This window comes from Streptomyces koelreuteriae, from assembly GCF_018604545.1.
Lineage (GTDB): Bacteria > Actinomycetota > Actinomycetes > Streptomycetales > Streptomycetaceae > Streptomyces > Streptomyces koelreuteriae.
On the sequence record NZ_CP075896.1, the window covers coordinates 4,637,233 to 4,649,630 of the forward strand.

Genomic DNA, 12,398 nt, shown 5'->3' on the forward strand with positions numbered 1-12,398 from the left:
TGCGTATCTCAGCCATCCCGCAAAATGGATGAAGGATGTCGACGCGGTCCCCCGGTCCGCTCCGTCCGCCCCCGCGCCGGGAGTGGCGCACTCGTGAGACGGCGTATGGAGAGAAGCGATACCTGTGAGCGCAGCGACAACGCGAAGCCGCACCCCTGACCGTCTGTGCGCCGAGGCCGTCGACCTCGCGCGTGCCGCAGCCGAGGAGGCCGCGGCGCCAGGGATCGTCGGCGAGCACGTGGGGACGGTCTCCGAGGGGGACCGCGTTGTCACGCACTTCTTCGAGTGCCGGGAGCTCGGATACCGGGGCTGGCGGTGGGCCGTGACGGTGGCCCGGGCGTCCCGGGCGAAGATCGTCACGGTGGACGAGGCGGCGCTGCTGCCCGGCCCGGACGCGGTGCTCGCGCCCGAGTGGGTGCCGTGGAGCGAGCGGCTGCGCCCCGGCGACATGGGCCCGGGCGACCTGCTCCCCACGGACGCCGAGGACCTCCGTCTGGAGCCCGGCTACTCCGGCGAGGACGAGCCCGCGCCGAATTCCCCCGTGTCGCACGAGATGGCCGATCTGGTGGAGTCGGAGGACGCGGACGTCACCGCGGGACCCCCGTCCGGTTTCCTCCCGGCCATCCCCTCCCGCGGCTCCATCACCGGAGTGGCGGAGGAACTCGGCATGCGTCGGGCCCGCGTCCTGTCCCGCTACGGCCTGTACACCGCGGCCGACCGCTGGGAGGAGGCGTTCGGCCCCAAGACCCCCATGGCCCAGTCGGCCCCGGCGGCCTGCGTCACCTGCGGCTTCCTCGCCCCCATCGGCGGCTCCCTCGGCCAGGCCTTCGGTGTCTGCGCCAACGAGTTCTCCCCGGCTGACGGCCGCCTCGTCTCCCTCACCTACGGCTGCGGCGGCCACTCCGAGGCCGCGGTCATGCCCCGCCCCCCGCAGCCGCCCTCCCCGGTCATCGACGAGACCCGCGTCGACCCCTTCCCCCTGCGCCCGGCGCCGGACTCGGGCTCGGTCGAGGCCGCGGCGGACGAGAACACGGAGGAACTGGGCCACTCGTAGGCGTGTCCGAGCCCAAGCGCTGATCGGCTATTCGTCCTGCTCGTCCGAGAAGATCTGCTCGGCAGTGGGGGCGATCACGGCGTGCCGGTGCCAGCGGCGCAGGGTCTCGGGGTCATCGCAGCTCACGATGCGCTCGCGGACCGCTTCGGGGACGTCGATGCCACGGACGTCCAGGACCTCCAGGACGTCTTCGGCGGCCCGCCGGGCCTCACCCTCGGCCCGGCCCTCGTCGCGGATTTCTTCCGAGATGTACGACTTGTAGAAGGAGAGGTCCACGGCCACCAGGTTCCTCCACTGTTCCGCGGCCGGGTGCGAGGTCTTTGCGGACCTCGGCCGGGTCGGTGAGTACGGGCATGTTGTGCGGACCCGCGACCAGGGGCCGCAGGGTGAGCAGGGGCCACTGGCGAGGGCCGAAGCTGACCGGGCGCGCCGCCCATTCCGAGCGGCTGGAGCCGGTACGCCCTCCGTCCACGGTTCCTGTGGGGGATGGGAATGCTTGCGGAATTGGATCATGCCTCCGGCACATGCCAAAGGGACTGTGGGCGAGCGTAGAAGCCAACTGCTCGCAGAAAGGCCCAAGTTGATGACATTCACTCGCGTGGGTGAGGGAGCCCGGGGTGTGTGACGCCATGGTCGGCCGGGACGACGAGTGGGGCGTCGCCGGTCATCGCCGGTGTCGGGCGGGGCACGCGGCCCGGTTGCCCAGGCGGTACCTTCGTCGTCAGCCGATGAGGAGAGACAACGTGAGCAAGTTCGTGCGGCCCGCGCCCGAGGGCGCCGATCCCTTCGGCACGGCCCGCCTGCGCCGCGGCGTGCTGGACGCGTGGGCCACCAGCCCCGCCCGGTTCCGTGAGGACGCCAACGCCGAGGAGGACCTGGTCCTCGGCGGCTACCGGGACCGGCTCGTCGTCGAGCTCGCCCAGAACGCCGCCGACGCCGCCGCCCGGGCCGGAGTGCCGGGGCGGTTGCGGCTGACGCTCCGGGACGGGGTGCTCGTCGCCGCCAACACCGGGGCGCCCCTGGACGCGGCCGGTGTCGAGTCGCTGTCCACGCTGCGGGCGTCGGCGAAGCGGGAGAGCCAGGAGCAGGCCGTCGGACGCTTCGGCGTCGGCTTCGCCGCCGTCCTGTCGGTCACCGACGAGCCCGCCCTCATCGGCCGGCACGGCGGGGTGCGCTGGTCCCTCGCCGAGGCCCGGGGCCTGGCCGCCGACACCGCCCGCCACAGCCCCGGCCTCGGGGACGAGGTCCGGCGGCGTGACGGGCACGTACCGCTGCTGCGGCTGCCGTTCGCCGCCGAGGGCACCGCCCCCGCCCCGTACGACACCGCCGTCATCCTCCCGCTGCGCGACGACCCCGCCGCCGCTCTCGCCGAGCGGCTGCTGCACGCCGTGGACGACGCGCTGCTGCTCGCCCTCCCCGGCCTCGACGAGGTCGTGGTCGAGGTCAACGGGGAGAGCCCGAGGACCATCACCCGCCGTACCGACGGCGCCTTCACCGTCGTCGACGACTCCGAGGGCGGCGTCACCCATTGGCGCACCGCCGTCGCGCACGGCCCGCTCACGCCCGACCTGCTCGCGGACCGGCCCGTCGAGGAGCGGCTCCGGCCGCGGTGGTCCGTCACCTGGGCCGTGCCCGTCGACAGCGACGGCAGCCCGGCCCGGCCCCGCACCAGTCCGGTCGTGCACGCGCCCACGCCCAGCGACGAGCCGCTCGGTGTCCCGGCGCTGCTCATCGCCTCGTTCCCGCTGGACTCCACCCGCCGGCACGCCGCCCCCGGGCCGCTGACCGACTTCCTCGTCCAGCGCGCGGCCGACGCGTACGCCGAACTCCTCGGCGACTGGCGGCCCGTGACCACCGGGATCATCGGCCTGGTGCCCGGCCCGCTCGGCAAGGGCGAGCTGGACGGCGCCCTGCGCCAGGCGATCCTGGAGCGGCTCCCGCGCACCTCCTTCCTGCCGCCCGCCGCCGAGCCCCAGGAGCACGACGGCGACGACCTGCCCGACTCCCTGCGGCCCCGTGACGCCGAGATCGTCGAGGGCGCGGGCGCGGACACCGTGCGGGTCCTCGCCGAGGTGCTGCCCACCCTGCTGCCCGGCGGGCTGGAGCGGCGCGCGGAGCTGCGCACCCTGGGCGTCGCCCGTGTCCCGCTGACCGACGCCGTCGACCGGCTGGCCGGGCTGGAGAAGGACCCCGGCTGGTGGCGGCGCCTCTACGACAGCCTCGCCGGGGTCGACCCCGACCGGCTCTCGGGCCTCCCGGTGCCGCTCGCGGACGGCCGTACGACCATCGGCCCCCGGCAGGTGCTCCTGCCCGGCGCGGAGGCCGCCGGTATCGACCCCGAGGTGCTGGCCCGGCTCGGCCTGAAGGTCGCCCACCCGGACGCCGCCCATCCGCTCCTGGAGAAGCTCGGCGCCCTGCCCGCCACCCCGCGTGCCGTCCTCACCACCCCGCAGGTCCGGGCCGCCGTCGCCGCGTCCCTGGACGACGAGGGCGGGGTGAACTGGGAAGAGGACACCCTCGACGCCGACGAACTGGCCGACACCGTGCTCGCGCTGGTCCGGGACGCCGGACTGGAGCCCGGCGACGAGCCCTGGCTGGGCGCCCTCGCCCTGCCCGACGAGGACGGCGAACCGGCCCCCGCCTGCGAACTCGTCTTCCCCGGCGGCCCGTTCGCCCAGGTGATGCGCGAGGGCGAACTCGCCGCCGTGGACGCGGAGCTGGCCGGCCGGTGGGGCGAGCAGCCGCTCGCCGCCTGCGGGGTCCTGGTGAACTTCGCGCTGGTCCGCGCCACCGACGTCGTCCTCGACCCGGACGAACTGGAGCCCCGCGAGGGCGACTTCGCCGAGCCCGACGACGCGGGTCTGCTGGACGCCGTCGACGTGTGGTGCGAGGACATCCTCGACCGTTTCCCCGACAGCCCGGTCCCGCCGGTCGCCACGGAGATCATCGCCGTACGGGACCTGGACCTGGTCGACGAGGACAAGTGGGCCCAGGCCCTCGCCCTGCTGTCGCAGCCGCCCTACCGGGACGCCATCGTCGAGCCCGTGCGGATCCTGCTGCACGACGGGACCCACGAGGTCGTACGCCCGTACGCGGCGTGGTGGCTGCGCGGGAACCCGGTGCTCGACGGCCGCCGCCCGGCCGGACTGCGCGCCGCCGGCGGGGACCCGCTCCTGCGCGGTCTCTACGAGGAGGCCGACGCCACCGGCTTTGAAGACGAACAGGTGCTGCGCGCGCTCGGGGTCCGCACGTCCGTCACCGCGCTGCTGGACGAGCCCGGCGGGGCCGCCGAACTGCTCGACCGGCTCGCCGAGCCCGAGCGCGAGGTGGCGGACGCCCAACTGCACGCCCTGTACGGGGCCCTGGCGGATCTCGACCCCGAGCAGGTGACCCTGCCGGACGAGCTGCGCGCGGTCGTCGACGGCCGGGTGGAGGTCGTGGACGCGGCCGACGCCGTGGTCGTCGACTCGCCCGACCTGCTCCCCTTCACCTCGGGCGTCCCCCTGCTCCCGGTCCGCCCCGCCCGGGCCGCCGAACTGTCCGAACTGTTCCAGGTGCGGCGCCTGAGCGAGTCCGTCACCGGGCAGGTCGGTTCCGGGGGCGTCGAGCACGACGTACCGGACCCGGTACGGGTCCTGCTCGGCCGGCAGACCCCCTCCTCCTACGTCGAACACGAGGAACTCGTCGTCGACGACGTGGAGATCGACTGGCGCCTCACCAACGACGGCACCCTCCACGCCGCCACCCTCGAGGGCGTCGCCGCGGGCCTGGCCTGGGCGGCGGGCCAGTGGCCGCGACGCTTCGAGGTGGCGGCACTCCTGGAGGATCCGTCGCGGACGGAGGAGCTGGAGCGGGATCGGTGGTTCGACTGAGGCTCAGAGGGTGAGTCCCGGAGGAGCAGGGCGTCCCGGCGACCGGTGAAAACTTCCGCACATATTTTTCACTCGTCGTACAACCATGCGCACCCGTCACGTATCTGATCACGTGAGTCAACAGACTCCACGATCACTTGGGCCCCCTGGAGCCGACGACGAGCGCCGGGGCCCCTCTCCACCTGGAGAACGCATGCGTATCCGAGCCACCGTGGCCGCCGTCACCGGCGCCCTGGCCCTTTCCGCCTTCGCCGTGCCGGCCGCGCAGGCCGCCGAGCCGAAGGTTCCCGCGGACATCGCCGCCGCCAGCGAGGTCGTTCACGCCGACTCCGGCCGGTCGGCCTTCGCCGGCGCCGTGGAGGGCGAGCCGTACGCCCTGAACGCGACCTTCTCCTCCGTCAAGGTCAACAACGGCAAGAACATCTCCGTCGGCACCACCAACCTGGTGAAGGTGCCCGTCTCCTTCAAGCTGACGCACGGCGCGGACGTCGACATCCACGCCGACGACTTCTTCGCGGGCATCGAGCTGTACCGCGGCGCCTCCTTCGAGGAGTCGGCCTTCTTCTTCGACAGCAACGACGCGAGCTGCACGGACTCCTCCGCGACCGTCGCCAACTGCAAGGCCACCGTCGAGATCGACCCGTTCGCGCTGCTGAACGAGGACGCCGGCTCCTGGAAGGCCGCGGGCTTCGCGGTCGCCTTCAACGGCGAGAACCCGGACGAGCCGAACCTGGACAAGGTCGGCGTCGCGGTGACGGACCCGACCAACTCCTTCAAGCTGCAGCGCTTCTCCAAGCTGACGGTCAACGCCTCGCCGGAGCCGGTGAAGAAGGGCAAGACCATCACGGTCACCGGCAAGCTGTCCCGCGCCAACTGGGACGACAACAAGTACCACGGCTACACCAACCAGTCGGTGAAGCTGCAGTTCCGTAAGAAGAACTCCGACACCTACACCACGGTGAAGACCATCAAGTCGAACTCCACTGGTGAGCTGAAGACCACGGTCAAGGCCTCCGTGGACGGCTACTTCCGCTACTCCTTCGCGGGCACGACGACCACCCCGGCGGTCAACGCCGCGGGTGACTTCGTCGACGTCCAGTAAGCACGCGCCCCGAAGCCGAGCGCTAAGCGGGAAAGCGGCGGTCCACCCACCTCCACGTGAGTTCCAGGGTGGCCGCCGCAACCGTCGCGATGCCGACCGCGATCCACGGCATCGTCATGCCGACCAGCTTCAGCGCGAAGAAGTGCTGGAGCCACGGCACCACCAGGACCAGCAGGAACGCCCCGGCCATCGAAGCCACCAGGGCGACGCGCCACCAGGTGTAGGGGCGGGCGATGATCGCCAGGACCCACATCGAGATCAGGAAGAGCGTCAGCGTCGCCGCGCTGGTCTCCGCGTCCAGCGCACCCGCGCCCGTGTAGTGCTCCCGGGCGATCAGATACGTCGCGAAGGTCGCCACCGCGGCCACCACCCCGCCCGGGATCGAATACCGCATGACCCGCCGTACGAAGTTCGGCTTCGCCCGCTCCTTGTTGGGCGCGAGCGCGAGGAAGAACGCCGGGACGCCGATCGTCAGCGTCGAGAGCAGGGTCAGGTGGCGTGGCAGGAACGGGTACTCGACCTGTGAGCAGACCACCAGGACGGCCAGCAGCACCGAGTACACCGTCTTGACGAGGAACAGCGTCGCCACACGCGTGATGTTGCCGATCACCCGGCGCCCCTCGGCCACCACCGACGGCAGCGTCGCGAAACTGTTGTTCAGCAGCACGATCTGCGCCACCGCCCGGGTCGCCTCCGAGCCGGAGCCCATCGCCACCCCGATGTCGGCGTCCTTCAGGGCGAGGACGTCGTTCACCCCGTCGCCCGTCATCGCGACCGTGTGCCCACGGGACTGCAGCGCGCCCACCATGGTCCGCTTCTGCTGCGGGGTGACCCGCCCGAACACCGTGTTGTCGTCGAGGGCCCGGGCCATGCCGTCGTCGTCGGCGGGCAGCCGCCGGGCGTCCACGGTCGTGCCGGACAGCCCGAGCTTGGAGGCGACCGCACCGACCGACACCGCGTTGTCGCCCGAGATGACCTTGGCCCGGACGTTCTGGTCGGCGAAGTAGCGCAGGGTGTCCGCCGCGTCCGGGCGCAGCCGCTGCTCCAGGACGACCAGGGCGGTGGACTTCGCGCCCTCGGTCACGTCGGTGTCGTCGAGGTCCCGTTCTACCCGGGCGAGCAGCAGCACCCGTAGGCCCTGCTCGTTCAGCCGCCCGGTCTCGGCCAGGGCGGGGTCGTCGTCGGGCAGCAGGACGTCCGGCGCGCCCAGCAGCCAGGTGCTCGTCTCGCCGCCGGTCTCGGCGAACGCGGCGCCGCTGTACTTGCGCGCCGAGGAGAAGGGCAGCGCCTGGGTGCAGCGCCAGCGCTCGCCGTCCGGGTAGGCGTCGATGATCGCCTTCAGGGAGGCGTTCGGGCGCGGGTCCGACTCGCCGAGGGCGGCCAGGACCTGTCGTACGTACGCCTCGTCGGCGTCCCGCAGCGGCCGCAGCTCCGTGACGTCCATGCCGCCCTCGGTGAGGGTGCCGGTCTTGTCCAGGCAGACGGTGTCGACCCGGGCCAGCCCCTCGATCGCGGGCAGCTCCTGGACCAGGCACTGCTTGCGGCCGAGGCGGATCACGCCGATGGCGAAGGCCACGGAGGTCAGCAGGACCAGGCCCTCGGGGACCATCGGGACGATGCCGCCGACCGTGCGGGCCACGGAGTCGTCGAAGGCGTTCTCCTTCACGAACAGCTGGCTGATGATCAGGCCGATCGCGGTCGGGACCATCATCCACGTCACGTACTTGAGGATCGTGGAGATGCCGGAGCGCAGCTCGGACTGGACGAGGGTGAAACGCGAGGCCTCCTCGGCCAGCTGGGCGGCGTACGCCTCCCGCCCGACCTTCGTCGCCTGGAACGCCCCGCCGCCCGCGACCACGAAACTCCCCGACATCACCTGGTCGCCGGGGCTCTTGACCACCGGGTCGGCCTCACCGGTGAGCAGCGACTCGTCGATCTCCAGGCCGTCGGCCTCGACGCACACGCCGTCGACCACGACCTTGTCGCCCGGGCCGATCTCGATCAGGTCGTCCAGCACGATCTCGGACGTGCTGACCTGCGTGGCGTCCCCGTCCCGGCGGACGGTGGGCCGCACCTCGCCGATCAGCGCGAGGGAGTCCAGCGTCTTCTTCGCCCGCCACTCCTGGACGATCCCGATGCCGGTGTTGGCGAGGATCACGAAGCCGAACAGGCTGTCCTGGATCGGCGCCACGACCAGCATGATCAGCCACAGGATGCCGATGATCGCGTTGAAGCGGGTGAAGACGTTCGCGCGGACGATGTCGACGGTGGAGCGGCTGCTGCGCACGGGTACGTCGTTGACCTGGCCGCGCGCCACGCGCTCGGCGACCTGAGCACCGGTCAGGCCGGTCACCGGGGAGGTGACCTGTGCCGGTCGTGCGGAGTCGAGCCGGGCACCCGCGTCGAGATGCGTCATGCATTCGACGGTACGTGCGGATTTGCCGCTTCACCTGCTGAATGTGGGGAAGATCCGACCTGGGGAGGAGGGGTGTCGTGCCCTGGTCGTACGGCAGTTGTACGCCGTCGGACCCTGGTGCCGCGCCGTCGCGTCAGCCCGCTCGGCGGGCGGTGAGCAGGAGGTACTCCCACTCCAGGATCGTGCCGTCCGGGCCCGTTCCCAGGTCGCCGTCGCGGCCGAGGTCCACCAGGGCACGGTCCAGGGCGGCGACGCGGTCGGGGTCGTCGGCGATGTTCTTGTAGACGGTGATCGTCGGGCCGTAGCGCTCCTTGAAGTAGTCCCGGAAGGCCTCGGGTGTGGCGAAGTGGTCGACCCTGGCGGTGCCGCGTTCGGTGTGGACGTCCGTGACCCGGTCGCGGTCGCCGAGGAGGGCGCGTACGTGGTTCACGTCTCCCCAGAGCGGGGGCGGCTGGGCGCCGGGTGGGGGCGGGGGCGCGTACGGCTTCATCGCGGCGAACATCCGGCCGATGAAACCTTGGGGGGTCCAGCTCAGGAGGCCGATGGTGCCGCCCGGCCGGCAGACGCGGACCAGTTCGTCGGCGGCCTGCTGGTGGTGCGGGGCGAACATGACGCCTACGCAGGACAGCACGGTGTCGAACGCCGCGTCGGCGAAGGGCAGGTCCTCGGCGTCGGCCTCCTGCCAGGTGAGGTCCGCGCCCTGCTTCTCGGCCGCGAGGCGGCCCGCTCCGAACAGTTCCGGGGTCAGGTCGGAGGCGATGACGTCCGCGCCGGCCAGGGCCGCGGGGATCGCGGCGTTGCCGCTGCCGGCGCCGACGTCCAGTACGCGTTGGCCGGGGTGTACCCCGCATGCCTCGACCAGGACCGCTCCCAGGCCGGGGATGACCTCGGCGGCGAGGGACGGGTAGTCGCCCTGGGCCCACATCGCGCGGTGCTTGGCCTTCAGGGTCCGGTCGGTCGCTGTCGCGCTGTCCTGCGTCGTCATGGCTGCGCTCCTCACCGCGGGGCCGGGCGTTCGCCGCCTCCTCTTGAGCGTAGGGAGGGGGTGGCGGCGTGTCCTGTCGGAGGAGGCTGGGGCCCCGTGCCTGCGGCGGCCTGTGCGGCTTTGGTGGGGGTGCGCGTCCGCGCCTACGCCGTGGGTGGTGGGTCGGGGCCGCGTCGGGGGTGTCCGTCCTCGGAACGGCGCGATGGGGTCGGGGACCGATTAGCTGTTCGTTGACGCGCCAACCGCTGCGGGCGGACACCCCCCGACACGTCCCCTGCTCGCCGTGCGCGGGTGCGGGCCCGTCCCGGCTGGCCCTTCTACGGGGCCGACGGGGTCGTGTGGGGCTCCGGTGGGTCCTGGGTGGCTCGCTTGATCGCGGCGTCGCGCTTGCGGACGTACCAGATGCCCAGGAGGCCCAGGCCGCTTCCGGCCAGGCAGGTCCAGATCCACCAGGTGTGGCCGTGGTCGTCGAACCAGCCATAGAAGGGGAGCTGGATCAGGAAGAGGAGGAACCACAGAATCGTGCCGCCGATGATGGTGGCGACCACGGGGCCCTCCAGGGGCTCCGGCGCCTCGTGCCTGGGGGTCCACTTCGCCATGGGGACAGCTTACGAGGCGATCAGGTCTACGCGCGGAGATGGTCGTTCGGGGGTCTATATGTTCATACTGAAACGGTTTGCGTTTGACCACTTCTCTTCGTAGGAAACACCAAACACATGTCGTCCTCGGCTCCCGCCCAGGTCCCCGCCCCTGAACAGCCGGGAGCCGGGCCCACGTACGGCGCACTCGATCGCTTCTTCCGGATCTCCGAGCGGGGCAGCACTCTGCCCCGTGAGGTCCGAGGCGGTCTCGCCACCTTTTTCGCGATGGCCTACATCATCGTGCTGAATCCGATCATCCTCGGCAGCGCGAAGGACATGTACGGCCATCAGCTCGACAACGGGCAGCTGGTCACCGCCACGGCCCTCACGGCCGCCTTCACCACCCTTCTCATGGGCGTCATCGGCAATGTGCCGATCGCGCTCGCCGCCGGGCTGGGTGTGAACTCCGTCGTCGCGCTGCAGCTCGCCCCGCGCATGTCCTGGCCGGACGCGATGGGCATGGTGGTTCTCGCCGGGTTCGTCGTGATGTTGCTGGTCGCGACCGGGCTGCGCGAGCGGGTCATGAACGCCGTGCCCTTCGGGCTGCGCAAGGCCATCTCCATCGGTATCGGTCTGTTCATCATGCTGATCGGGCTGGTCGACGCCGGGTTCGTCTCGCGGATCCCGGATGCCGCGCAGACGACCGTGCCGCTGCAGCTGGGTGGCGACGGTCATCTCAACGGCTGGCCGGTGCTGGTGTTCGTGCTGGGGGTGCTGCTGACGCTCGCGCTGATCGTGCGCAAGGTGTCCGGCGCGATCCTGATCTCGATCGTGGCCATGACGGTGGTGGCGGTTGTGATCGAGGCCGTGGTCGATGTTCCGAGTTGGGGGCTCACCACTCCGAAGTGGCCCGGGAATCCTGTTGCCAGTCCTGACTTCGGGCTGGTCGGGCAGGTCAGTCTGTTCGGCGGGTTCGAGAAGGTCGGCATGCTCACCGGCGTGCTGTTCGTCTTCACCGTGCTGCTGTCGTGCTTCTTCGACGCGATGGGCACGATCATGGGCGTCTCCGACGAGGCGAAGCTGACGGACGCGCAGGGGCAGATGCCCGGCATCAACAAGGTGCTGCTGGTGGACGGCTTCGCGGTCGCCGCCGGTGGTGCCAGTTCCTCCTCGGCCACGACCGCGTTCGTCGAGTCCACCGCCGGGGTCGGCGAGGGTGCCCGTACCGGCCTCGCGAACGTCGTCACCGGCGGGCTCTTCGCCCTCGCCCTGTTCCTGACGCCGGTCGCCACGATGGTGCCGTCCCAGGCCGCCACCCCGGCCCTGGTCGCGGTCGGCTTCCTGATCCTGTCCGGCTCGATCAAGGAGATCGACTGGGCGGACTACACGATCGCGATCCCGGCCTTCGTGACGATGCTGATGATGCCGTTCACGTACTCGATCACCAACGGCATCGGCATGGGCTTCATCACCTTCGCGGTGCTGCGCCTGGCGGCCGGCCGGGGCCGGGAGGTTCCGGCCGCGATGTACGCGGTGGCGGCGGTCTTCGCCTTCTACTACCTGATGCCCGCGCTGGGTCTTACGTGAGCCGGGGCCCGGTTCTCAGGTGACTCCGTAGAACCTTTCCGTCTCCTCGACGGCGGCCTGGAACCGTTCGTCGAAGTCATCTCGAATGAGCGTCCGGACGACATAGTCCTGGACGCTCATTCCCCTTTTCGCGGCATGGTGCCGGAGCCGGTCGAGCAGTTCGTGGTCTATTCGCAGGCTGAGCACGCTGGTCCCCATGGGCATGAGGGTCGCGGCATCCTTCGGTGCGGCGGGGCGCGTTCCGCCGTCGCGTCACCCATATGAGTGATGTCACGGGTAAGTGGCCAGGGTCACGGGGGTTTCTGCGTGTCCCCGGTGTTCTTTAGCGAGAGTAATGAGTTACGCTAAAGAACATGCCGGACCTCAGCCATGGCGACGACGTAGCCGCCGTGAACTCCCTCCGATCCGCCGTGATGCGGCTGTCCCGTCGGCTCAAGCACCAGCGTGTCGACGAGTCGCTCAGCCCCACCGAGATGTCGGTGCTCGGCACCCTGTCCCTCTGCGGCAGGGCCACACCGGGCGAGCTCGCCCGTAAGGAACATGTCCAGCCGCCGTCGATGACCCGCATCGTGGCGCTGCTGGAGGCGAAGGGGCTGGTCCGTCTGGAGCCGCACCCCGAGGACCGGCGCCAGAAGGTCGTGACGCGCACCGAGCAGGCCGAAACGATGCTCGAGGAGAGCCGCCGCAAGCGGAACGCGTTCCTGGCCACGCTGGTCGAGGACCTCGACGAGGACGAGTGGGCGAAACTCCGCGCCGCCGCCCCCGTGCTGGAGAAGCTCGCGCACCTGTAAGTCGTCACAG

General features: G+C 71.2%; 9 protein-coding genes and 1 pseudogene. 5 read left to right on the forward strand and 5 right to left on the reverse strand.

Annotated elements, in window-relative coordinates:
- Positions 1 to 124 precede the first annotated feature (124 nt).
- Positions 125 to 1,054 carry a DUF3027 domain-containing protein gene (locus KJK29_RS21020; protein ID WP_215120691.1) on the forward strand — a complete coding sequence of 310 codons (930 nt, stop codon included), beginning with the start codon at positions 125 to 127 and terminating at the stop codon, positions 1,052 to 1,054.
- A 27-nt stretch (positions 1,055 to 1,081) separates the two neighbouring features.
- Here the strand turns inward: KJK29_RS21020 and KJK29_RS38915 are convergent.
- Positions 1,082 to 1,496: pseudogene (locus KJK29_RS38915) on the reverse strand (hypothetical protein); the annotation flags it as partial.
- A gap of 301 nt (positions 1,497 to 1,797) precedes the next feature.
- On the opposite strand from KJK29_RS38915, the gene KJK29_RS21030 reads away from it, so the two are divergent.
- Both KJK29_RS21030 and KJK29_RS21035 read left to right on the forward strand, forming a co-directional pair.
- Entirely contained in the window at positions 1,798 to 4,926 is a 3,129-nt protein-coding gene (locus KJK29_RS21030; protein WP_215120693.1) for a sacsin N-terminal ATP-binding-like domain-containing protein, read from the forward strand.
- A 193-nt stretch (positions 4,927 to 5,119) separates the two neighbouring features.
- Complete coding sequence (locus tag KJK29_RS21035; RefSeq protein WP_215120694.1) at positions 5,120 to 6,028, forward strand: hypothetical protein; 909 nt, start codon at positions 5,120 to 5,122, stop codon at positions 6,026 to 6,028.
- 22 nt (positions 6,029 to 6,050) lie between these two features.
- On the opposite strand, the gene KJK29_RS21040 is transcribed toward KJK29_RS21035, so the two are convergent.
- The 3 genes from KJK29_RS21040 to KJK29_RS21050 form a co-directional block, all read right to left on the reverse strand.
- On the reverse strand, positions 6,051 to 8,444 hold the full coding sequence (locus KJK29_RS21040; RefSeq protein WP_215120695.1) for an HAD-IC family P-type ATPase: 2,394 nt from the start codon (positions 8,442 to 8,444) through the stop codon (positions 6,051 to 6,053).
- 133 nt (positions 8,445 to 8,577) lie between these two features.
- Positions 8,578 to 9,429 carry a class I SAM-dependent methyltransferase gene (locus KJK29_RS21045; RefSeq protein ID WP_215120696.1) on the reverse strand — a complete coding sequence of 284 codons (852 nt, stop codon included), beginning with the start codon at positions 9,427 to 9,429 and terminating at the stop codon, positions 8,578 to 8,580.
- Between the two features lie 317 nt (positions 9,430 to 9,746).
- The gene (locus tag KJK29_RS21050; protein WP_215120697.1) at positions 9,747 to 10,028 is read right to left on the reverse strand and encodes a DUF2530 domain-containing protein; all 282 of its coding nucleotides are present in this window, start codon (positions 10,026 to 10,028) and stop codon (positions 9,747 to 9,749) included.
- A gap of 117 nt (positions 10,029 to 10,145) precedes the next feature.
- Here KJK29_RS21050 and KJK29_RS21055 point away from each other — a divergent pair, with 117 nt between their 5' ends.
- Entirely contained in the window at positions 10,146 to 11,597 is a 1,452-nt protein-coding gene (locus tag KJK29_RS21055; RefSeq protein WP_215120698.1) for an NCS2 family permease, read from the forward strand.
- A 15-nt stretch (positions 11,598 to 11,612) separates the two neighbouring features.
- On the opposite strand, the gene KJK29_RS21060 is transcribed toward KJK29_RS21055, so the two are convergent.
- Positions 11,613 to 11,795 carry a ribbon-helix-helix protein, CopG family gene (locus tag KJK29_RS21060; protein WP_215120699.1) on the reverse strand — a complete coding sequence of 61 codons (183 nt, stop codon included), beginning with the start codon at positions 11,793 to 11,795 and terminating at the stop codon, positions 11,613 to 11,615.
- Between the two features lie 155 nt (positions 11,796 to 11,950).
- On the opposite strand from KJK29_RS21060, the gene KJK29_RS21065 reads away from it, so the two are divergent.
- Positions 11,951 to 12,388, forward strand: a complete 438-nt coding sequence (locus KJK29_RS21065; protein WP_215120700.1) for a MarR family winged helix-turn-helix transcriptional regulator — start codon at positions 11,951 to 11,953, stop codon at positions 12,386 to 12,388.
- Positions 12,389 to 12,398 lie beyond the last annotated feature (10 nt).